This is a genomic window from Vibrio sp. QJM3NY_35 (genome assembly GCF_057785915.1).
The window spans coordinates 1,186,940-1,208,620 of the sequence record NZ_CM173507.1; the positions used below are offsets into that span (position 1 = coordinate 1,186,940).

Annotated in this window: 17 protein-coding genes, 1 riboswitch and 1 other annotated feature (1 of these 19 running past the window's edge); of the genes, 8 read left to right on the forward strand and 9 right to left on the reverse strand. The window is 43.8% G+C overall.

Annotated elements, in window-relative coordinates; genetic code table 11:
• Positions 1 to 49 precede the first annotated feature (49 nt).
• The 4 genes from AC3CH3_RS05410 to bioA form a co-directional block, all read right to left on the reverse strand.
• Positions 50 to 1,696: a response regulator gene (locus tag AC3CH3_RS05410; protein ID WP_488537900.1), complete on the reverse strand. Its 1,647-nt coding sequence runs from the start codon at positions 1,694 to 1,696 to the stop codon at positions 50 to 52.
• Between the two features lie 2 nt (positions 1,697 to 1,698).
• Positions 1,699 to 2,850, reverse strand: coding sequence for an EAL domain-containing response regulator (locus AC3CH3_RS05415; RefSeq protein WP_488537901.1), 1,152 nt, complete (start codon positions 2,848 to 2,850; stop codon positions 1,699 to 1,701).
• Entirely contained in the window at positions 2,847 to 6,356 is a 3,510-nt protein-coding gene (locus AC3CH3_RS05420; RefSeq protein WP_488537902.1) for an ATP-binding protein, read from the reverse strand. Before AC3CH3_RS05420 ends, AC3CH3_RS05415 begins: the two co-directional genes overlap by 4 nt.
• Before the next feature lie 230 nt (positions 6,357 to 6,586).
• Positions 6,587 to 7,864 (reverse strand): adenosylmethionine--8-amino-7-oxononanoate transaminase, encoded by a 1,278-nt coding sequence (gene bioA, locus AC3CH3_RS05425; RefSeq protein WP_488537903.1) that lies wholly within the window; start codon positions 7,862 to 7,864, stop codon positions 6,587 to 6,589.
• A 159-nt stretch (positions 7,865 to 8,023) separates the two neighbouring features.
• Between bioA and bioB the strand changes: the two genes are divergently transcribed.
• Genes bioB through bioD form a run of 4 tightly spaced genes read left to right on the forward strand, consistent with a single transcriptional unit; the run spans position 8,024 to position 11,758 of the window.
• Positions 8,024 to 9,076 (forward strand): biotin synthase BioB, encoded by a 1,053-nt coding sequence (gene bioB / locus AC3CH3_RS05430; RefSeq protein ID WP_016792500.1) that lies wholly within the window; start codon positions 8,024 to 8,026, stop codon positions 9,074 to 9,076.
• Complete coding sequence (gene bioF / locus AC3CH3_RS05435; protein WP_488538153.1) at positions 9,063 to 10,274, forward strand: 8-amino-7-oxononanoate synthase; 1,212 nt, start codon at positions 9,063 to 9,065, stop codon at positions 10,272 to 10,274. Before bioB ends, bioF begins: the two co-directional genes overlap by 14 nt.
• Positions 10,275 to 11,078 (forward strand): malonyl-ACP O-methyltransferase BioC, encoded by an 804-nt coding sequence (gene bioC / locus AC3CH3_RS05440; protein WP_019822483.1) that lies wholly within the window; start codon positions 10,275 to 10,277, stop codon positions 11,076 to 11,078.
• Positions 11,075 to 11,758, forward strand: a complete 684-nt coding sequence (gene bioD / locus AC3CH3_RS05445) for a dethiobiotin synthase (protein ID WP_029405464.1) — start codon at positions 11,075 to 11,077, stop codon at positions 11,756 to 11,758. Before bioC ends, bioD begins: the two co-directional genes overlap by 4 nt.
• A 114-nt stretch (positions 11,759 to 11,872) precedes the next feature.
• On the opposite strand, the gene AC3CH3_RS05450 is transcribed toward bioD, so the two are convergent.
• Positions 11,873 to 12,040 carry a hypothetical protein gene (locus AC3CH3_RS05450; protein ID WP_017060256.1) on the reverse strand — a complete coding sequence of 56 codons (168 nt, stop codon included), beginning with the start codon at positions 12,038 to 12,040 and terminating at the stop codon, positions 11,873 to 11,875.
• 277 nt (positions 12,041 to 12,317) lie between these two features.
• Here AC3CH3_RS05450 and htpX point away from each other — a divergent pair, with 277 nt between their 5' ends.
• Positions 12,318 to 13,181, forward strand: a complete 864-nt coding sequence (htpX, locus tag AC3CH3_RS05455) for a protease HtpX (RefSeq protein ID WP_488537904.1) — start codon at positions 12,318 to 12,320, stop codon at positions 13,179 to 13,181.
• Positions 13,182 to 13,446: 265 nt separating this feature from the next.
• Here htpX and purB read toward each other — a convergent pair whose 3' ends face one another.
• The 3 genes from purB to mnmA all read right to left on the reverse strand — a co-directional run bounded on the left by purB (position 13,447) and on the right by mnmA (position 16,758).
• Positions 13,447 to 14,817 carry an adenylosuccinate lyase gene (gene purB, locus AC3CH3_RS05460; RefSeq protein WP_019822492.1) on the reverse strand — a complete coding sequence of 457 codons (1,371 nt, stop codon included), beginning with the start codon at positions 14,815 to 14,817 and terminating at the stop codon, positions 13,447 to 13,449.
• A 143-nt stretch (positions 14,818 to 14,960) separates the two neighbouring features.
• Positions 14,961 to 15,578: a high frequency lysogenization protein HflD gene (hflD, locus tag AC3CH3_RS05465; RefSeq protein ID WP_019822494.1), complete on the reverse strand. Its 618-nt coding sequence runs from the start codon at positions 15,576 to 15,578 to the stop codon at positions 14,961 to 14,963.
• A gap of 43 nt (positions 15,579 to 15,621) precedes the next feature.
• Positions 15,622 to 16,758, reverse strand: coding sequence for a tRNA 2-thiouridine(34) synthase MnmA (gene mnmA / locus AC3CH3_RS05470; protein ID WP_017068076.1), 1,137 nt, complete (start codon positions 16,756 to 16,758; stop codon positions 15,622 to 15,624).
• A 204-nt stretch (positions 16,759 to 16,962) separates the two neighbouring features.
• Between mnmA and AC3CH3_RS05475 the strand changes: the two genes are divergently transcribed.
• On the forward strand, positions 16,963 to 17,232 hold the full coding sequence (locus AC3CH3_RS05475) for a hypothetical protein (protein ID WP_010439986.1): 270 nt from the start codon (positions 16,963 to 16,965) through the stop codon (positions 17,230 to 17,232).
• Positions 17,233 to 17,334: 102 nt separating this feature from the next.
• Positions 17,335 to 18,639 carry an inosine/guanosine kinase gene (locus AC3CH3_RS05480; protein WP_488537905.1) on the forward strand — a complete coding sequence of 435 codons (1,305 nt, stop codon included), beginning with the start codon at positions 17,335 to 17,337 and terminating at the stop codon, positions 18,637 to 18,639.
• A 172-nt stretch (positions 18,640 to 18,811) separates the two neighbouring features.
• On the opposite strand, the gene AC3CH3_RS05485 is transcribed toward AC3CH3_RS05480, so the two are convergent.
• On the reverse strand, positions 18,812 to 19,222 hold the full coding sequence (locus AC3CH3_RS05485) for an H-NS family histone-like protein (RefSeq protein ID WP_017060262.1): 411 nt from the start codon (positions 19,220 to 19,222) through the stop codon (positions 18,812 to 18,814).
• A gap of 364 nt (positions 19,223 to 19,586) precedes the next feature.
• Positions 19,587 to 19,764: riboswitch (Lysine riboswitch) on the forward strand.
• A 112-nt stretch (positions 19,765 to 19,876) separates the two neighbouring features.
• On the opposite strand from AC3CH3_RS05485, the gene AC3CH3_RS05490 reads away from it, so the two are divergent.
• Positions 19,877 to 21,469, forward strand: coding sequence for a Na+/H+ antiporter NhaC family protein (locus AC3CH3_RS05490; protein WP_488537906.1), 1,593 nt, complete (start codon positions 19,877 to 19,879; stop codon positions 21,467 to 21,469).
• Positions 21,470 to 21,657: 188 nt separating this feature from the next.
• Positions 21,658 to 21,681, forward strand: a sequence feature (His leader region); it runs 112 nt beyond the window's last position.

Below are 21,681 nucleotides of genomic sequence, written 5' to 3' on the forward strand. Positions count from 1 at the left end.
TTATTTTTTATACGCGGTAGCTAGATAGAGAAGCTAATTCAAAGAACCGCTACATAAACGAGAAGCTGGCGTTGGCAGCAGCATCTGCTTGTTTACACGCTAAAAGCGCCTTTCGGTAGTAGTTTTGATAGTTGTTTTTTGTCAGCTCATCAATGGTATAAAGCTGGGTAATCACTTCATCACATTGCTTGATGATAGTGAGCACTTGCTTAGCACCCATAGAATCTGGCCAAATCACAGAAAGCAGTTTCACGATGTTCATACAGACGTTTTTGATCATCGGGCAGCGCTTATGAATATCTAAGTAAGCTACAAGCACCAATTTATAATCTGACTGGCCTTGCTTAATACTGATGTTTTTCTCTTTAAGCCATGTCATTTTTTCTGTGTTGCGATTTTTCATCTCTGCACACATCGTCATCTGGCTCGACACAACGGTTTCGTTTGCTGTCTTGATGATCAACATGCCGCAGCGATTCTCAGCGATTTTAAATTCGTTCTCACAACTCATTCTGTCCAACAACCATGCATGGTGGTAAATCACAGGAAATGCGTTGAAGTCATTCTTGTCGTGAAGTGCGGTCAAAATTGTCACTGCCTTTTGATACTGCTTGGATTCCATCGCGATGTGAGCTGCTATCAATGCCAAGTCGGTTTGAAGTCCAGATCTTGCCTCGGTAGGGATCTTAGAAATCAGGTAATTGACCTGATCCAAATTCGTTTGCTTATCAATGCCATCCGACGCGCAATAGAGCAAGAATCGAATATGATTCAACTTCATGTACAAGTTGTCACGGAAGGTGTCTCTGTTGATCTGCACGTAGTTTTGATAGTGAAGTAGCGCAGTTCTCGAGTCATTCACCGACAAGCATAGATTCGCGATTGCTAACTCTCTCTCTGAATTTCCAGGGGTGAGTTCACTTGCTAATTTAAAGTGTGCAATCGCCGCAGGAATCTTGTTGCTGATCAGATTGACCTGCGCGGCTTGGTCTCGATACAAAGTGCTGGTGGGCGCTGAATCAATCAAGCTTTCGATCATACGTTGTGCTTCATTAAGCTGACCTAAGTTCGCAAGGCTGTTCGCTAGCCCAGCTTGAGCCCAATCGAAACTGCCTTCATCAAGCGCTTTTTCATAAACACGCTTAGCTTCGTCGTAGAGTTCAAGCTTTGATAGAAAGCTTCCACGGAACTGCTGAATCGTCGCAAAATATTCTGGATGGAATGCGACTAACTCTTCGCAGAACTCTAAACCCGCTTGGTAGTTGTTCTCTCTTTCAGCCTTGTAGATATTCTGCAAAACCAGCTTCTTTTTCAGAGAGCTGGTAATACGTTGCTTCAACGTTTCGCGGTTGAACGGCTTTAATAGGTAGTTATCTGGCCGAAGCTCTAAGATAGGGCGGATCGACAAAGCCGAATTCTCGCCTGTTACTAGGATAAATATCCCGTCGTCTTTTAATCTTTTGGATTGCTTCAACTCTTCAAATAGCTGTTTGCCGTTGATGGTGTTGCCAAAGTTATAATCGCAAATGATCACATCAAAGGTGGTGTCGCTGGTGAGAGCCATTGCGATACGAGGTGACTTAGCAATTGAAATCAAACGCTCTGAGAAGCCAATATGAACCAACATATTGCGAATAGTTGATAGCACTATCGCTGAGTCATCAACGATAAGTGTATTTAATTGAGTTAATTTCATGTTTATTTTAAATTATTTACTGACGTGAATTCCGAAAAGCTCGCAGGCTTTGAAGTAATAAAACCTTGATATTTGGTCATGCCGATTGTTTTTAAGTATTCAAGGTCTTGCTGCTGTTCTACACCTTCGACAATACAAGAAAGGCCAAGGTTTTCTGCCAAATTGATGCAAGCTTTCGTTAGAATCTGATTCTTTTTGTTTTCGCTAATGTTGTTTACAAAGCTGCGGTCTACTTTTAGCTCAGTAAACGGCAAACTCGACAACTGAGACAAAGACGCATAACCCGTCCCGAAATCATCAACCGACAATCCAACGCCCAACATGCTGAGTTTTGCGATGTTCTTATAGCAATGCGCATCCAGCAGGATCGTTTCATGCTCCGTAATTTCTAGTGTCAGCAGTGACGGATCAATTTTGTACTTGTCACATAAGCTTGCGACTTGGTCGGCAATCTCAAGCTTCAACGTTGATTGTTCAATATTGATCGCAAAATGGATCGGCTTACGCATCGACGAGATGTTTTTCAGAGCCAGTTCAAGCACAGTGAAGAAAAGTCGATCCATCAGCCCAAGTTGACGCAATGTATCCATGAAATGGAAAGGTGTGAGCAACCCTAATTCTGGATGCATGATGCGAGCAAGTACCTCAACACCCACCAATGTCGATTGTTCAACGTCATGTTGCGTTTGATAAGCATTGGTGAACCATTCATTTTCAAAGGCTTCAATGGTCTGTTGTTCATCTAACTTAACTGCGGTCGGCAGAATAGACTTAGCGGTTTGGATACGTTTATACGACGACAACAAACGCTGGATATGTGTTTCATCGACCGGTTTTGGTATCGCTTCGACTTCGTTATAGCCAATGAGTTTGCACATGCTTTTGGTTGAATCCAACGCAGCATCAGCCATCGCACTCAAGATGACGACAGTTTGTATTGATCCTTGAGCTTCCGAAGAAGCCAGTAACGACACACCATCTATCTGTGGCAATTGAAGGTCACAGAAAGCAATATCAAAGCGATGTTGTTTGCATAGCTCTATCGCATCTTCGCCGTTGTAAGCGGTATAAACCTCATCCACGCTGTGGCGTTTAAGTAGGATCTGAATTTGTGTTGCTTGTAACAATGAATCCTCAACGATGAGAATTTTCATAGTGAATCTAACCTGTTTATAACCGCTTGAGCTGAGGCAATCGCTAAGTCCAGCTCTTCAATTAACTTGTGACAATACATAGGGTCTTCTGCATTTTTCTCACAATCCTTTGCTGCATGATTGAGAGAATCTAAGCCGAGTAGGCTTGCCGATCCTTTGATTCTGTGTGCTACCGCTTTGATGTTTGGATTAGGCTCTAGCAACATCGCTTTATCTGAGCTGAACGAATCCAAAATAACGGTCGCCATTTGAAGCTGCTCTTCTGGATTGTAATTCTGTGCCCAAGATTGATCTGCTTGGATCGTTTCTATCGCTTGTTGGGGCAGTAATTCCTCAATCGCACATGCGAGCTCTTCAAACGAATAAGGCTTGTAGATCACTTGATCCATACCCACACGTTCAGCCTTCTCAATAACCAGCTTCGAGTCTTCGGCTGTACAGCCAATAATTGGCAAGTGTTTCAGCTTGTCGAGTGAACGAATTTTCTCAGTCAATTGATAGCCATCCATGTTTGGCATATGGCAATCGGTAATGATGATATCGACGAGTGTTTCGCTGTTTTCTAACTCTTCCATCGCTTCTTGGCCGTCTTTTACGATGACCGTCTTTAAACCAAAGCGCTTAAGCTGCTTTGCAAACAACAAGCGGTTGATGGGATCGTCATCGGCGATAAGCACGGTTCCGGTAAAGTGGTACTCTGACGCCGGAGCATGAGTCACGCTTTTGCCTTGAGCCGTGATATCGCTCAGCAGTAGGTCTGGATACAGGTTCTGCCACTGTGTGGAGCGTTCAATAGCCTGACTGTAATCGTTCATCTGATTGTCGATTTTCCAAGCTTTAAACCATGCCAAGATCTCTCTGTCTTCAGAGTGCATCGGTGTAACCACTTTTACTGGGCTCGCTGTTCCTTTAATTGGTAAGCTCACCGAAACCTTAGTGCCTAGCCCTAACCTGCTTTCAATCTTGAGGTCACCGTCCATCATGTTAACTAGTCGTTGAACCACAGTAATTCCCAGTCCTGTGCCGCCGTAGCGTCGACTAATACTGCGGCCGCCTTGTGCGAAAGGTTGAAACGCACGCGCTATCTGTTGGTCAGACATACCGCAGCCTGTATCAGTAATCGAAAGCTGTAGCTGTTTGCTCGATGTTTTTACCGTAACTAATACAAAGCCGTTCTCGGTGAACTTAATCGCATTGTTCAATAGGTTATTAAGGATCTGAGTGACTCTCAGCCAATCCAAGCTTGCTCTGGATATCGAGTCGACTTTCCAATCTAATTTGAAGTTAAGATTATTGAGTCGAGCATTGCTCTCAAATGTCCTAAATATCGGGCACAACTCGTTGTAGATATTGCTTGTCTTCGAGTCTAAGTGAAGCTGATTCGCCTCCATTTTAGATATGTCGAGAATGTCACTGACCAGCAGTTTCAAACGTTCAGCTGACAACTGAGCATTGCTAAGGAGCTCCATGTCATCTTTGTTTTCTATCTTGGTACTGAGCAGCTCCATCAGGCCAATCATGGCCGCGATAGGCGTGCGCAATTCGTGGCTGACGATGGCCAAGAATAGATCTCGAGCTTTGATCGCTTCTTGCGCTTTCTTGTTAGATACCTCAAGCTCACGCTGTTGTTTTTCCCACTTTGTCAGATCATCAAGTACCGTAATTACGTAAGGGTCTTTCTCTGATGCGTTGGCCAAACATTGACGAATCACACGGAAATGCTGCTCGCCGCCACTGCAGTCACACTTGATGGTGCTCCAAACGCCTAATTTGTTCCCTGTTTTTTCATCGTTATCTCTAAGCCAACAAAATTCTGGGCTTTCATCGTGAATCGCAATCAAGCTAGGTAAGTTATCTAGCAAGGTCGTTAGCCATTGGATCTGATCATAACTGCGCTGTTCAGACTGTTGAGCACGGGACAGCGATAGAGACAGTCGACGAGTCTTCATTAAACCAAACGTAATCAAAGCGAATATCACCCCAGATATCGCTAAGGTATACGCCACAATTCGCTCTTCACTGAATCCGTATTGAGCAACGATGTTGTGATGCTTCAGTGTTAGAAGATCAATTTCATTTTGTGTTGTGACTGAAATAGCTGAGTCGAGCACGCTTTGTAAGAACGACGAACTCGGATTTAAAATGACCCCCATTTTACGTTGCAGTGAAACTTCGGCTGTTTGTGGAACGATGTTAAACAGCGCATCGTAACCATTAAAAATGTATAGGTTAGCGATACTCTTTGGAATATAGGCATGCGTAATCTGACCGTTGCTCATCGCAGTAATGATTGAGTCCATGTCTTTGTAAATCACTGCGTCAGCTAAATGATCTTCTAAACTCGACTTTGGAATGAAGTAGCCCGTTCGATCCAAAATCGCAGTCTTTTTATTTACAGACTCGCGGTTGGTTTCAATCAGCGCCCATTCGAATGTCATGAAGTGTTTGCTGGCGATAAACCGAGAGGAATCTACGTTCTCTACATCGAAGCCTGGCAAAAACTCAACCTCACCATTCTTGAGCATATCGATGATGTTTTTGCCTTCTGGTGGAACATATTCAAACTTCAATCCGAGTTTTCTCGAAATCAGCTTTATTGCATCATGAATAAATCCCACAGCCTCTTGAGTAGTAGGATCAAAATATGAATATGGGTAGATCCCTTCCGTCACCGTAAAGCGAATAGGGCGTTTGCCATATTGGCTTTGGATTATCTGGTTCACGAGATCATCGTAAAAATGATAGAACTGCTCTGAAGACAAGTTGGCAATGTCGTTTTCTTTGTCGAGAATGAATTTTTCGATGATGCTGTGTATCACGCTGTCATTCTGGTTCATCATGATTTGAACGGGAAACTTTGGCAGATCTTGGTTGAACGAGAGTGCACCTTGCCATTCTCCCGGTGTCATGACGGAGTAGTAACTTTGTACTGATGTCAGATCTAAGATCGTCGCATCGGCAAAACCATTCGCTATCGCAGGCAACAGTTCAGAAGTGCTATTTACAACCATAGGATCAGACACCCCCTGCTGATTGAGCAGTTGGCAGAACAGTGAACTTTTAATGCATACCCATTTTAGTTGGTCGTGTGGCGTATTCTTGGCTACGTCATCTCTGTACCAATACACATTTTGAATGTCATATAAACTGTCTGAAAACTCAAATTGTTCAGCTCTTCTGCGTGTTTCCGCAAAGCCAATGGTTAAGTCAGCTTCACCGCTAGCAATCGCGGATAATAAGGCTCTTGAAGAGAAGTACTCTTTTACTTCCACTTCGACATTTAAGTAATCCCTAAGCATATCTTGGACGCTATCGCACGTGTCTTGATTGCTATTGACGACAAAGTCTTCCCAAACTTGATTAAACAGGTACATAGGTTTCGCAATGACTAGCTTCTGTTTATTTTGGATATAGCTATGCTGGGCTGCACTTAATGTGGTTTCTTCAGCTATGCTGGAAAAAGAGAGTGAAGTTAGAGCGATTAATACGAGAAACAGGGTCTTCATAAAGTTAGCGAGCGATGAAAAGTCCCGCATTCTATGACGACATTTTATTCAGCCGATAATACAATTTTTGAATTTATTTTTGTCGAGAGGGTAAATAAGAATTGTGATTATCTTTTTAATAAATCCCTTCTTAAACAGAGGCTTAATTTTAATAATTCAGCCTGTTTTTTACAGGCTGAATCAGTGATTTTTATATTGAATACATTAAGATCTATTTAAAACAATTAGATTTATTTGAAACAGTCAGGGCGACTAAGTGCCTTATCAATGGTTGAAATGAGCTGCTCAATGTGTTCAGGTTTGCTAATGAAAGGAGGCATCATATAGATCAACTTGCCAAATGGGCGTATCCAAACGCCTTGTTCAACAAAGTGAGCTTGAATGGTTTCCATATCGACAGGTGAATGGGTTTCAACTACACCAATCGCGCCCAACCAGCGAACGTCTTTAACCAATGCATGCTCTCGCAAAGGGGGCAGCAATTCAGAGAAAAGCTGCTCAATCTGCTGAGTCTGACTCTGCCAATGACCTTGTTCTATGATCGATAAACTTGCCGCACCGACCGCGCAAGCTAATGGGTTACCCATAAAGGTTGGCCCGTGCATAAAGCAGCCTGCTTCACCGCCACATACCGTGTCTGCGACTTCTTTGCTCGCTAGTGTTGCTGAAAGGGTCATGTAGCCGCCAGTCAGCGCTTTGCCTAAGCATAGAATGTCCGGTTGAATATCGGCATGTTCACACGCAAACAGTTTCCCTGTGCGGCCAAATCCGGTCGCAATCTCATCCAAAATCAGCAATACGTTGAATTCATCACACAACAAGCGCACCTGTTTCAGAAATTCAGGGTGGTAGATACGCATACCGCCAGCGCCTTGAACTATCGGCTCCAAGATCACGGCTGCGACTTCTTGATGATGTGTTGCTAGCTTTTCACGGAAGCTGTTTATGTCGTTAGCGTCCCATTGTTCCCAAAAACCTGTTTTTGGCGAATCAGCGAAAATATGTTCCGGTAAAAAGCCTTTGTAGAGGCTGTGCATCGAGTTGTCAGGGTCGGTCACTGACATCGCCGCAAAGGTATCCCCGTGGTAACCATCTCTTAGTGTGAGGAACTTTGAACGAGGTTGTCCTTTCGCGTGCCAGTATTGCAGCGCCATCTTGAGACTAACCTCTACGGCTACTGAACCTGAGTCAGCCAAAAAAACATGCTCAAGATTACTGGGCGCGAGATTCAAAAGCTTCTTACATAGATCGATAGCGGGCTGGTGGGTGATACCACCAAACATAACGTGTGAAACCTTATCGATTTGACTGTGAGCGGCGGCATTTAACTCAGGGTGATTGTAACCGTGGATGGTTGACCACCAAGATGACATACCATCAATAATTCGTTTTCCGCCTTCTAATTCTAGGTAAACACCGTCTGCGTTGGTGACTGGATAGCAGGTCAGAGGTGTTAACGTTGATGTGTAGGGATGCCAGATATGCTGGCGATCAAAGGCGAGATCCATAGTAACTTCCATTCTTGGTATGATTAAAAAATAATCATATGTAAACTTTTGATATTATCAATGTGTTGACAGTCTAAAGCTTGTCGGTAGACTAGCCAAGCATAAATGCAATCTCTATTGATAGAGATGAAACATCAAATAATAAAAAAGGATCGACACGTGGAAGTTCGTCATGACTGGACAGTCGCTGAAGTAACAGCGCTGCTTGAAAAACCGTTTATGGATTTAATGTTTGAAGCTCAAGTGGTTCATAGACAGTACCAAGAGCACAACCACGTGCAGGTGAGTACGCTTCTATCGATTAAGACCGGTGCTTGTCCTGAAGACTGTAAGTACTGCCCTCAAAGTGCTCACTACCGAACGGATGTCGACAAAGAACGCCTAATGGAAGTAGAGCGTGTTTTGGATGCGGCGCAAAAAGCCAAGAACGCAGGCTCGACTCGTTTCTGTATGGGCGCGGCATGGAAAAACCCGAAAGAACGCGATATGCCTCACCTGACTGATATGATCAAAGGTGTGAAAGGCATGGGCCTAGAAACTTGTATGACACTAGGCATGTTAACCCCCGATCAAGCTGGCGAGTTAGCGGATGCAGGTTTGGATTACTACAACCACAACCTTGATACGTCTCCTGAGTTCTACGGCAGCATCATCACCACTCGTACTTACCAAGATCGTTTAGATACGCTATCTCACGTGCGTGATGCCGGTATGAAGATCTGTTCTGGTGGCATTATTGGTATGGGCGAAAGTACCAATGACCGTGCAGGCCTGCTGGTAGAGCTAGCGAACCTTCCGGTACACCCTGAGAGTGTGCCAATCAACATGCTCGTGAAAGTGAAAGGCACACCGATGGAAAACGTCGATGATGTTGAATCTTTTGACTTCATTAAGTTGATTGCGATTGCTCGTATCATGATGCCAATGTCTGCGGTTCGTCTGTCTGCAGGTCGCGAGAATATGAATGAACAGATGCAGGCGATGTGCTTCATGGCTGGTGCAAACTCTATCTTCTACGGCTGTAAGCTACTGACTACGCCAAACCCAGATGAAGATACGGACATGCAGCTGTTTAAGAAGTTAGGCATCAACAGCCAACAAGTGGCCCAGAAGCCAGATGAAATTCAAGAAAACGAACTGTTAGATCAAGTGGTGGAGCGCGTTGCTGCTCGTCCAACGAAAGATGACATGTTCTACGATGCCACTGTTTAAATCTCGTATCAAAAGTGCCCTTGCTCATCGCCGTGAGCAAGGTTTAACTCGTCAACTCAAGGTACTCGAAAACAGCAATAGCCCTTTGCTTAATAGTGAAGGTTCTGACTTCATTAACTTTTCGAGTAATGACTATTTAGGCTTTGCAAACGATCCTGAGTTGGTGGAGGCGTGGCAAGCTGGGCTTTCCCTTTATGGTGCTGGCAGTGCTGCATCGCCATTGGTCACGGGTTTTAGTCCTGCTCATCGAAATTTAGAAGCTCAGCTGTGTGAATGGTTGGGCTTTGAACGTGCCATTCTCTTTAGTTCTGGTTTCAGTGCGAACCAAGCCTTGTTATTTTCTCTGCTCGAAAAAGACGACACTCTGCTGCAAGACAAGCTTAATCACGCCTCTTTGATGGAAGCGGGGATGCTTTCTCCTGCAACCATGAAACGCTTTAAGCATAACGACACGCAGCATCTAGAGTCGCTATTAAGCCGATCACCACAATCCTTGGTTGTGACTGAAGGTGTGTTCAGCATGGACGGCGACCAAGCACCTCTCAGTCAGATATCTAACCTGACTCATCAATTCGACAGTTGGTTGGCGGTTGATGATGCTCATGGTATCGGAGTGCTAGGTGAGCAAGGGGCAGGGAGCTGCAACGTGGCGCAAATAACGCCCGATATTCTAGTCGTCACTTTTGGTAAAGCATTTGGCCTATCTGGTGCGGCGATTTTGTGTTCGTCAGAGGTGGGTGATTACTTAACTCAATTCGCTCGTCATCATGTGTATTCGACGGCAATACCACCTTCACAAGCGGTGGCTTTGTCTCATGCGTGTCAGATGATTCAAACCCAAGAGTGGCGTCGCGAGAAGCTAACTGAGCTAGGGGCTCTCTATGCAGAGCAGATGAATGGCGTACAAGGTTTTGTTGATACTCAGACTCCGATCAAGCCATTTGTAATCGGCGAAGCCCAAGCTGCACTATCTATTGCTGAAGAGTTAAAGCGCAACCAAGTTTGGGTAACGGCAATAAGGCCACCAACGGTGCCAATTGGGACTGCTCGTTTGCGTATTACCTTAACGGCGAACCACAGTCAGAAACAGATTTTTCAGTTAACTAATTCGCTGCTTCAAGCAATGGAGCGAAACATCGACTCAGGCATTAAATTGGGTATCCATCCAAGCTTTGAACCAAATAAAGAGGCTCAGTAAATGTCACAAGAAGCAGTAGTGCATAATTACGTTGGCCAAGATAAGAGTGCGATTGCAGAGGCCTTTGGTAAAGCAGCAACAACCTATGACAAACACGCTGAATTTCAAAGAGATGTTGGCCACCGACTGCTGGATAAATTACCCAGCGATCTGTCAGGCTTTAAGGTGTTGGATCTAGGTTGTGGTACTGGCTATTTCTCAGAACAACTTGTAAAACGAGGCGCCGAAGTGGTTTGCGCTGATCTTTCTGTTGGAATGTTAGCAACAGCAGAGAAGCGTTGTGGTGCATCTGTCTCTTTATATCAACAAGCCGATGCTGAACAATTACCGTTTGAAGATGGGTGTTTTGACATCGTTTTCTCTAGCCTTGCGTTACAATGGTGTGACGACCTATCGTCACCTTTGAGAGAGATGAAGCGTGTTACAGCTGCTGGTGGGCGTGTTCTTTTCTCAACTTTGCTTGATGGGTCACTGTTTGAACTGAAAAAGTCGTGGTCCAAAATTGACGCACATCAACACGTTAACCATTTTATTACAATCAATCAGGTAAAAATTGCGTTAGCGCAATCTAGCTGTACCGTTCATCAACTAGACTTGCCCACCATCACCGTTTGGTACGACACTGCGTTTGAACTGATGCGCGACCTTAAAGGTATCGGCGCTAATCACGTAAGTGGTCGCTCACAAGGTTTAACAAGTCGTCGCATGTTGCAGCTTGTTGAACGGGAATATCGAGAGTTTAAGAACCATCAAGGTTTCTTACCAGCAACATATCAAGTTTGTTTAGGGGTTATTCAATTATGATTGATGCATTATTCATTGCAGGTACGGATACCGAAGTGGGAAAAACTGTGGTTTCAAAAGCGATTCTTCAAGCTTTGGCCGCACAAGATTTATCAACAATTGGTTACAAGCCAGTTGCTGCAGGGAGTGAAAAATCCCCTGAAGGACTACGTAATAGTGATGCACTGCATCTTCAAGAAGCGGCGACGCAAGATATTGCTTACGAAGACGTCAATCCATACGCGTTGTTGCTACCATCATCGCCTCACATCGCTGCTAAGCATGATGGTGTGGTGATTGATGAAGCCGTATTATCTGCAAAGCTGGAAGAACATAAGCAAAACTCTGACATCGTATTAGTTGAAGGTGCTGGTGGTTGGCGAGTCCCGGTTTCAGACGATGAATATCTTTCTAGCTGGGTTAAAAAAGAGCAGCTGCCAGTGGTACTGACTGTGGGTATTAAACTTGGTTGTTTGAGCCACGCTCTATTAACGGCAGAAGCGATTCGTGCTGATGGCCTAAACCTAGTAGGTTGGGTCGCAAACCGTATCAATCCAGGTACTGAGCACTACGCAGATATTATTGCGATGCTTGAAGATAAGCTAGGTGCGCCAAAGTTAGGTGAAATCCCTTACGTACCAAAAGCGAAGTCTAAAAACATTGGTAAGTACATTGATGTGCAGCCTTTGCTTGCGCTTTAATTACCACGTTATGTACTAAATAAGAAAAGGGCTGCGATTGCAGCCCTTTTGCTATTTTAAGCCTTTGGACCTTGAGTTGATAAACAATCGGTCTTTTAATAAACAAGCTTAGAATTAATGTTCTTTAGTCAGTCCCATTAAAGCTTGCTGAGTTTCTGTGATTTTTGTCTGTGCCGTTTGCGGTGTTAGGATTCCAACCTGCTTTTTCGCTTCTTCTTCAGTAATCCCTAGGTGACAGCACAGTAAATCGATAGCCATTTGAGTGTTAGTACCTTCAACCATGATCCTTTCCTTTTTGTACATGGACTAGCCAATAAATCATCTGAAGTTACTGTAAACGGATTGTTATATCGACACCATACGACTTAGGTCTAATAGAGTGGATTTAATTCGGATATGGTCTCGTAATCAAATGTTGCAATTTAATGCTTAACCTTGTTTTCTTAATCTAAGACTATATGTATAAGTAAGTATAAGTCTTCAAGGTTGGAATCTATTGCTGTCTGCCTTGTCTATAACAATAAGTTTTATAAAAACAGCTTTCATGCGGAGATAAGTAATGAAGCGAGTAATGTTGTTCCTTGCAACTAACCTAGCGGTTGTATTGGTACTAAGTGTTGTTCTTAATATTGTATACGCAGTTACAGGTATGCAACCCGGTAGCCTCTCAGGCTTATTGGTGATGGCTGCGGTATTTGGTTTTGGCGGCTCATTCATTTCATTAATGATGTCGAAGAAAATGGCGCTACGCTCGGTAGGCGGCATGGTCATTGAAAGCCCACGTAACGAGACAGAACATTGGTTGATGGAGACGGTAAGCCGTCAATCTCAACAAGTTGGTATTGGTATGCCAACAGTAGCGATCTACGACTCGCCAGACATCAACGCATTCGCGACGGGTGCTAAGCGTGATGATTCATTGGTCGCAGTATCAACGGGTCTTCTGCACAGTATGACGCGTGACGAAGCTGAAGCGGTATTAGCTCACGAAGTTAGCCACATCGCGAATGGTGACATGGTGACCATGACCCTAATGCAAGGTGTTGTGAACACGTTCGTTATCTTCCTATCTCGTTTCATCGCCAACATTGTTGCGTCGAATGACAACGAAGAAGAGGGTGGCAGCAACATGATGGTGTACTTCGGTGTGTCTATGGTGCTGGAACTGGTATTTGGTTTCCTAGCGAGCTTCATTACTATGTGGTACAGCCGTCATCGTGAGTTCCATGCTGATGCAGGTGCAGCGCACTTGGTCGGTAAAGAGAAGATGATTGCAGCGCTAGAGCGTCTAAAGGTGAGCCACGAGCCACAACTAGAAGGTTCTATGATGGCGCTTGGTATCAACGGTAAGAAGTCTCTAACTGAGCTTCTAATGAGCCACCCGCCGCTAGATAAGCGTATTGCGTCTCTACGTAACATGTAATTTCCAATACAAGCTGCTGTCGTTAAGCGGCAATGTGTATTCTAAAGGCTTCCTTCGGGAGGCCTTTTTTGTACTTGCTGCTTAAGAAAAGGAACGGATGTCTGTCTAATGCGGTTTGCAGTATTTGAATGGGGGAGGCTAGTTGGAGAAGTCAGGCTAGATTGACGACGGTTGTTTTACTTAGGGACTACTGTTCGAAACATTTGTTCTACACAACAAAAAGGCTTCCACGTGGGAAGCCTTTGTTTATTCGTTTGTTCGAATCTTACAGCTTGTCAGTCAGCTCGATTGCTTGACCGATGTAGTTCGCTGGTGTCATCTCTTTCAGGCGAACTTTCTCGTCTGCAGGGATTTCAAGACCGTCGATGAATGCACGCATGCCTTCGCCATCTACACGCTTACCACGAGTTAGCTCTTTTAGCTTCTCGTATGGTTTCTCGATACCGTAACGACGCATTACTGTTTGTACTGGTTCAGCCAGTACTTCCCAGTTCTTGTCCAGTTCAGCAAGTAGCGCTTCACGGTTAACTTCTAGCTTGCTAATACCTTTCAGAGTTGAAGTGTATGCAATGATTGCGTAGCCAACACCAACACCTAGGTTACGAAGAACCGTAGAGTCAGTTAGGTCACGTTGCCAGCGAGAAACTGGAAGTTTTTGTGCAAGGTGGCTAAATACTGCGTTAGCTAGACCAAGGTTGCCTTCAGAGTTTTCGAAGTCAATTGGGTTAACTTTATGCGGCATTGTAGAAGAACCGATTTCGCCAGCAATAGTCTTCTGCTTGAAGTGACCAAGAGCGATGTAGCCCCAAACGTCACGGTCGAAGTCTAGAAGGATCGTGTTGAAACGAGCAACAGCGTCGAATAGCTCAGCGATGTAATCGTGAGGTTCGATTTGAGTTGTGTACGGGTTCCAAGTTACGCCAAGAGATTCAGTGATGAACTCTTCGCTGAATTGGTGCCATTCAACTTCAGGGTATGCAGAAAGGTGAGCGTTGTAGTTACCTACAGCACCGTTGATTTTCGCTAGGATCTCAACGCTTTCGATTTGCTTGAATTGACGTTCCATACGGTACGCAACGTTAGCCATCTCTTTACCCATAGTAGAAGGAGAAGCTGGCTGACCGTGTGTACGAGAAAGAAGAGGAATATCACGGTACTCGTTCGCAAGCGCTTTGATAGCATCGATTACGTTACGAATTTCTGGAAGAATCACTGTGTCACGAGCTTCTTTAAGCATAAGCGCGTGAGATGTGTTGTTGATGTCTTCAGAAGTACATGCAAAGTGAATGAATTCGTTAACTGCGTGAAGCTCAGGAACGCCAGCAACTTTCTCTTTCAAGAAGTATTCAACCGCTTTAACGTCGTGGTTTGTCGTGCGCTCAATCTCTTTGATACGCAGAGCATCTTCTTCGCTGAAGTTAGCGGCTAGTTCATCAAGAAACTGGTTAGCTTCTGCACTGAACGCTGGTACTTCTTTGATTGCATCAGTTGCTGCAAGCTTTTGTAACCAACGAATTTCAACGATAGAGCGGTACTTTAGTAGTCCAAACTCACTAAAGATGCTGCGTAATGCAATAGTCTTACTTCCGTAACGGCCGTCTACTGGTGAAACAGCAGTCAATGCTGACAGTTCCATGGTGTTCTCCTGAATTGAGTTTTCTAAATTTTGAGAGGTTTATACCAGTAACAATCTCAATTGTCACGCACATTGCGCAATCGTTTGCGTGAGAGTTGTGTTGATACAAAAAACAAGCTCGCGACGAGGCGCGAGCTAATAAATTACATTCGAGCTAGTAGGATTTGAGCCTGCTCGATCATCTTCTTGCGACCGAAGATAAGATGGCGGCGTTTACCACCAACCTGGCGCCAAAGAACAGCACTTCGAATCCCTGACAGAAGGAGTGCACGAACTTTGTGCTGGCTCGATGTCTGTTGAAGTACCGCTGGCGTACCAGAAACCTGAATACGTGGGCCAATAGGGCTCACAACATCAAGGTAGATGCTCGCTAGGTTGCTGATCATTTGCTCGTCAAACAGATCAAAATGTTCAGTTTGGCGTTCTGCAGTTTGAATGCGATCGCCAAGCTGAGACATAGAGTCGTTACGAGAAGATAGCTTACGCTCAAGAGCCATCAAGCTGATAATGTAGCGCGTAATATCGCTACCAGCTGGAGTACTATCGATACCTTTTACTAAGCACTCAAGGCCAAGCTTTAGGTTCGCTTCACGTCCAAATACGCCCACGGTGTTCGCCGGGTTGGTATTTAAAATAGCATTGAGTGAAGCTTCGAAGGCATCTTTATCACAATGGCCGTCTTTCGCTACTTGTTGAACCAAAGCCACAGCTTGGCAAATTCCGGCGAAAGCAATAGTACGGTCATAAAGTGTATTAGCCACGTAGTAACTCCTAGTTGTCTTCTATCGTTTGTCGTTTGATTGATTAGATGCGCTTTTCGATGATACCGCCACCAAGACAAACTTCGTCTAGGTAGAACACTGCCGATTGACCTGGGGTCACAGCAATCTGTGGTTCATCAAAAATAACCTTAATGTTCTCATCATCAATTGGGATGATTGTACAAGGAATATCGGTTTGACGGTAACGTGTTTTTACCGTGCATGTCATAACTTCAGTAATTGGTGTGCGATTTACCCAGTGAAGCTGAGAAGCGATCAAACCTTCTGATTTTAGAAGAGGGTGATCTTTACCTTGTACTGCGATCAGAACATTACGCTTCAGATCTTTTTCACCAACAAACCATGGTTCTTCGTTACCGCCACCACCTTTAGTGCCGCCAATATGAAGACCTTTACGCTGACCTAGCGTGTGGTACATCAAACCTTGGTGTTGACCAATCACTTGGCCTTCTGGTGTTTCGATGTTACCCGGTTGTGCTGGTAGGTACTTGCCTAGGAACTCAGTGAATTTGCGCTCACCGATAAAGCAGATGCCTGTTGAATCTTTCTTCTTTGCTGTGATCAAGTCTTGCTCTTCAGCAATACGTCGCACTTCTGGCTTCTCTAATTCACCGACAGGGAATAGGCTGCGTGCCACTTGATCTGAGCTTAGCGTGTATAGGAAATAGCTTTGGTCTTTGTTGCTGTCTAGACCGCGTAGCATTTCTGGTTTTACGCCAGCATCAAGCTCTTCTTGAGTTGGGAAAGTACGACGAACGTAGTGACCCATCGCAATGTAGTCTGCGTCTAGCACTTCATCCGCAAACTCTAAGAATGCTTTGAATTTGATTTCTTTGTTACAAAGAATATCTGGGTTAGGTGTACGACCTGCTTTGTACTCTTCAAGGAAGTATTCGAATACGTTGTCCCAGTATTCTGCAGCAAAGTTGATAGTGTGAAGGTGGATACCTAGTTTGTCACATACCGCTTGAGCATCAGCAAGATCTTCAGCTGCCGTGCAGTATTCTTCGTTATCGTCTTCTTCCCAGTTTTTCATGAAAAGGCCTTCTACCTGATAGCCTTGTTGCTGAAGAAGATACGCCGATACTGACGAATCTACACCGCCGGACATACCGACAATTACTTTCTTTTCGCTGTTTCCAGAGCTGATATCTGACATGTCTAAACACCGTTACTATTACTTGGTCGCAGATTCTAACAGAAAGAGAAACGCCGTGACAGATCCGAGACCGGAATCACAGTTTCATTTGCACAAATAGTGCGCTGACTTTGTTAGAGAATCGCATGAGAGCGAGGTGAGTCGCTAGGATGTCAGAAGTATATGTGGCATAGTCGCTCGAAATCCAAGACCTGAGATAAAAAAATGTCTGAACAAAACGAATTTATGCAAGAAGAAGAGCTGATTGAGATTATTGAGAACCAGCTTGAAGATGGCGAACCAGTGAAAGTGAAAGAGACGTTGATGCGTTTAATGATGACTGGTACTCCACGTGAAGAAGCAATTGCGGCTATGGCATGTGCACTGGCAATTGAAGTATTTGACGTTATGAAAAACGGCGCGGAGTTCAATCAAAAACGTTATGCAGAGCATTTGGGCATGCTGCCTGATTTAAGCTTTATGGAAGGCGAATAAAAAAAACCTTCAGCAAACGTTTGCTATAGTTTGAAAGATTGCCGCGTTAAATATAGCGCGGTAGAATTCGCCACCTATTTCCCCTTGACTTAGACTAGCCCTATGAAATTCCCTGGACAACGTAAATCAAAGCACTACTTTCCGGTTCACGCTCGTGATCCTCTAGTGAGCCAAGCTCAAAGCAGTAAAAGAATGTCACGCACTCATATTATCGGTATTGACCAAACATTGGTGGATATTGAAGCAAAGGTGAGTTCTGAACTTATTGAGAAGTATGGTTTGAGCAAGGGACATTCACTGGTTATTGGTGACGCAGCCGCTGAATCTTTATATCAAGAATTAAAAGAGCAGTGCCTGATTACCAATGAATACGCTGGTGGCACAATTGGTAACACATTACACAACTATTCAGTGCTAGCGGATGACCGTTCAACACTGCTAGGTGTAATGAGCCAAGATATTAAGATTGGTAGTTACGGTTATCGCTATTTATGTAATACATCAAGCAGAATGGATCTGAACCATTTACAAGGGGTAGATGGCGCAATTGGTCGCTGCTTTGCATTAATTACAGAAGACGGTGAACGTACTTTCGCAATTAGCGAAGGACAAATGAACCAATTAAAACCAGAAAGCATTCCTGAAAAAATCTTCAAAAGTGCTTCTGCTTTAGTTTTAACGGCTTATTTAGTTCGTTGTAAGCCAGGCGACCCGATGCCTGAAGCAACAATGAAAGCGATCGAATACGCGAAGAAATACGATGTGCCAGTCGTTCTTACACTAGGTACTAAGTTCGTTATTCAAGATGATCCAGAATTCTGGAAAGATTTCCTTGAGCAACACGTAACGGTTGTTGCAATGAATGAAGACGAAGCTGAAGCGTTAACGGGTGAAAGCGATCCATTGGCTGCATCAGATAAAGCGCTAGACTGGGTAGACCTTGTTCTATGTACTGCGGGACCTGTTGGCCTATTTATGGCTGGTTATACAGAAGATGCAGCGAAGCGTGAAACGTCATTGCCTTTACTTCCAGGTTCAATTGCGGAATTCAACCGTTTTGAATTTAGCCGTCCTGCGCATAAAGATTTATGTGAAAACCCAACTAAAGTGTATTCGCACATTGCGCCATACATGGGTGGACCAGAAAAGATCAAAAATACCAATGGTGCAGGTGATGCTGCGTTGTCGGCTTTATTACATGATATGGCAGCAAATAAATATCATAAAGAAAATGTGCCGAACTCTAGCAAGCATCAACATGCATTTTTAACGTATTCATCTTTTTCACAAGTTTGTAAATATTCAAACCGTGCAAGTTATGAAGTGTTGGTTCAGCACTCACCACGCTTGTCTCGCGGCCTTCCTGAAAGAGAAGATAGCCTAGAAGAAGCATACTGGGAAAGATAAGATATTTTTATCGTTCTCATTTATATTTCTAATAGCGAAATATAAAAAAGGCTCCGAAAGGAGCCTTTTTTGTTTCTGAACATATTGAAGCCGTAAATAATACTTTAGTCGACTTTAATATTAATTCTATTGCTTAGCGTGTAATTGATTACCCACCAAGTAAACTAAATGTTTAGATAGCAAACTCTTCTAGAGATTTACCAGCATCTAGCTGTTCTTGGATAGCTGAAGGCGTACGGCCTTGACCTGTCCAAGTCTTCTCGTCGCCGTTTGCGTCTACGTATTTGTATTTCGCTGGGCGAGGAGCGCGTTTAGCTTTTGTTGTTTTAGATTTTGCTTCACCAGAAAGTGCAGCAATAAGATCGGCAACATCAATTCCGTCTTTTGCAATTTGTTCAGCAATAGCAGAAAGCTTAGCTTCTTGCTCTGCTTTAGCAGCACGTTCTTCAGCTTCAGACTCTTGACGCTCTTGTACAACAATAGTCAGCTTGTCTAGCGCTTCTTCAAGTTGCTCAAGAGTTAATTCACGTGAGAACGCACGAAGGCTGCGGATATTTAATAGAGTTTTTGTTAATTCAGACATGATATTTTCCATCAAGGTAAACTAAATAATCTTCCTAATAATAAACAGAGCCTAGGAATAAAACAAATAGTATTTCTTCTATTATATATTTAAATATAAAAGTGAGATGAATAGTTGAAAATTCAGAGCTGTATTTCTATCGAATTTATAATAAATATTAAGATTATCTTAAAAAGTGATATGTGACTGGTGGAGTAGTGAACTTATGTAGACTATTCTTCTATTGATTAGTTCATTAACAAAAAGCTATTTTTCTCGGAATGATATGTTGCATTGTTGCTCTTGATGAGTACAATTGCGGCTACCTGATGCGAGACGTTGGTTAATTTGTTGTTAAACTCTGGTTTACACGGTTAATAATGTTATCGCACGTAGAGGTGCAATTATAAAAAGTAACTTCCGTTGGGGTGATGCCAATGAACGGGAATGAAAGGTGTAATTGCCGAAGTAAATTGTATATCTAAGCAATTTGCTGGGGTTGTGCTCAATAGGTACAACACTGCCATAGTCTTAATTTTAAACTATGGAGCGCTACTGTAGGGTTGGGTGAAGTGTTCACTTCCCTTTCGCTTAGTTCAACATGAGCTTGGTCAGCCGTATCAAGTTTGTCTGCAGTAGATCTCTAGCCAAATAAAAAACTGGTTTTTGAAGATCATGAATTTAATAGATTTTGCAACATCACCTTTATCTTTGCTTCCGCCCCTTGTGGCTTTGAGTCTTGCTATTGTTACCCGCCGTGTATTGGTTTCTTTGGGTGTCGGTATCATCATGGGTGCGATTCTACTTGCTGATTACTCAGTAGGTAACGCAGCTAGTTACGTGTTTACTAAAGCATCTGGTGTTTTCATCGAAGATGGTGGCATCAACACTTGGAACATGAGCATCATTGCATTCCTAATAATTCTTGGAATGACAACGGCATTATTAACACTGTCTGGCGGTACTCGCGCATTCGCGGAATGGGCACAGTCTCGCGTTAAGAGCAAACGTGGCTCAAAACTACTTGCTGCTTTCTTAGGTGTATTCATCTTTGTAGATGACTACTTTAACAGCCTAGCAGTTGGTGCTATCTCTCGTCCTGTAACAGACCGTTTCTATGTATCTCGCGCTAAGCTTGCTTATATTCTAGATTCAACGGCTGCTCCTATGTGTGTGATCATGCCTGCTTCTAGCTGGGGTGCTTACATCATCACTATCATTGGTGGCATCTTAGTAACACACGGTGTGACAGAGTATTCTGCATTGGGCGCTTACGTTCGTCTTATCCCAATGAACTTCTACGCTGTGTTTGCACTACTAATGGTGTTCGCAGTGGCTTGGTTCGGTCTAGATGTTGGTAAGATGCGTGAGCATGAAATTGAAGCATCTCAAGGCCGTGGCTTTGAAGGTGACAACGATCAAAAGCAAGCTCACGACCTAAATGAAGAGCTAGACATTCAAGAGAGTGAAAACGGCTCTGTCTCTGATCTCGTTATGCCAATCGTATCGTTAATCGTAGCGACGGTAGCTGCAATGCTTTATACCGGTGGTCAAGCGCTTACCGCTGACGGTCAAGCATTCAACTTGCTTGGTGCGTTTGAAAATACAGATGTAGGCAAGTCTCTTGTTTACGGTGGTGTTGTTGGCCTGCTTGTTGCGCTAGCGACAGTGTTTAAGCAAAAGCTGCCAATGTCTGATATCGCAAGAACAATGTGGATCGGTGCTAGCTCTATGTTTGGCGCTATCCTGATTCTTGTGTTTGCATGGACTATCGGTTCTGTTATCGGTGACATGAAAACCGGTTCTTACCTTTCTTCTCTAGCAACAGGTAACATTGATTACCACTGGCTACCTGTTATTTTGTTCCTTCTTGCTGGCCTGATGGCATTCTCGACAGGCACATCATGGGGTACATTTGGTATCATGCTTCCTATCGCGGGTGACATGGCTGCAGCCTCTGACATCGCTCTAATTCTGCCTATGTTAAGTGCGGTTCTTGCGGGTTCTGTGTTTGGTGATCACTGTTCTCCAATCTCTGATACGACGATTCTCTCTTCTACCGGTGCTCGTTGTAACCACATTGACCACGTATCGACTCAGCTTCCTTATGCGCTGTCTGTGGCCTTCGTATCGTGTGTTGGTTTCATTACCTTAGGTATGACATCATCAACTGGCATCGCATTTGGTGCGGCGTCTCTAACGTTTGTTGCTGTATGCTTTGCATTGGCTTATTTCTCTCGCTGCAAAATGGCGACGTGCAACAGCTAATCATCATCTGATTGAATAATGAAAAGGGAGGCTGCGGCTTCCCTTTTTTGTACCTGTTAAATTAATTTGAGTTTTAGTGAAAAAAGTTCGAATAAATGGTTGAAAAAGGATGTCAGCTTAGTTAGTGTGGAGACAAGACAGCAAACAACCTAAGAGCTTATAAGTATGCGTAAATTAGTAATGAACATTCATCACCATCATCACCCTATCTA